We start from the raw sequence: 1,201 nt of genomic DNA, 5'->3' as shown, positions 1-1,201 counted from the left end.
GGGTGGCCTACACCCTGGGGTTGGAGGGTCCGGCGGTGACGGTGGACACGGCGTGCTCGTCGTCGCTGGTGGGCATCCACCTGGCGTGTGAGTCGCTGCGCCGCGGCGAGAGCACCCTCGCCCTCGCGGGAGGCGTGACGGTGCTTCCCTCCCCTGAGCTGTACATCCAATTCAGCCGTCAGCGTGGCCTGGCCCGGGACAGCAGGCTCAAGGCGTTCTCCGACGAGGCCGACGGCACCGTGTTCTCCGAGGGTGTGGGGATGGTGCTGCTGGAGCGGCTGTCGGACGCCGAGGCCAACGGGCACCACATCCTCGGGGTGATCCGCGGGAGCGCCGTCAACCAGGACGGCGCCAGCAACGGGCTCACCGCCCCCAACGGGCCCTCCCAGGAGCGGGTGATCCGCCAGGCGCTGGCCAACGCCGGCCTGGAGCCCGGCGACATCGACGCGGTCGAGGCCCACGGCACCGGCACCACCCTCGGCGACCCCATCGAGGCCCACGCCCTCATGAAGGTCTACGGGGACCGTCCCGAGGAAAGCCCTCTATGGCTGGGCAGCGTGAAGTCCAACATCGGACACAGTCAGTGCGCCTCGGGTGTCGCGGGGGTGATCAAGATGGTCATGGCCTCGCGGGAAGGACTGCTCCCGCAGACCCTGCACGCCTCCACACCCTCCACCCACATCGACTGGGACGCCGGCCACGTCCGCCTGCTCAACGAAGCCCGCACCTGGCCCGAGCACCCCGGCAGGCCCCGCCGCGCCGGCGTCTCCTCCTTCGGCATCAGCGGCACCAACGCCCACATCATCCTCGAACACACCCCCCAGAGTGATGAGGCGGCCGCGCCCGCGGCCGGCGGCCACGACGACACCGCGCACACCGCTTCAGACCAGGACACCGACAACGCCGACACCGGTACCGCCGAACACACCCCCACCGCCGCCCAGACCACTGAACCCCCCGAGGCCCCCGAAACCGCCTCCCCCAAGAAGACGGACGCCGCCGACACCGCTGTCGTGGACACCGCCTCCCAGGCGCTGCCCACGGTCCCGGTGCTGCTCTCGGCCCCCGACCCCGCCCGGCTACCCGCCTACGCCGCCCGCCTGGCCGACCACCTCACCGCCAACCCCCACCACACCCTCACCGCCACCGCCCACGCCCTGGCCACCACCCGCACCCACCACCCCCACCGCGCCGTCATCCT

1 protein-coding gene is annotated in these 1,201 nt (G+C 72.2%); it reads left to right on the top strand.

Features of this window, described 5'->3' with window-relative positions:
• Window positions 1–35 precede the first annotated feature (35 nt).
• The coding region (locus tag ACFO4E_RS30045; RefSeq protein WP_378580706.1) for a beta-ketoacyl synthase N-terminal-like domain-containing protein at window positions 36–1,201 on the top strand (1,166 nt) is incomplete at its 3' end.

Source organism: Nocardiopsis mangrovi, from assembly GCF_042653925.1.
Taxonomy (GTDB): Bacteria; Actinomycetota; Actinomycetes; order Streptosporangiales; family Streptosporangiaceae; genus Nocardiopsis_B; species Nocardiopsis_B mangrovi.
This window is presented reverse-complemented; position numbering and strand designations above follow the sequence as displayed.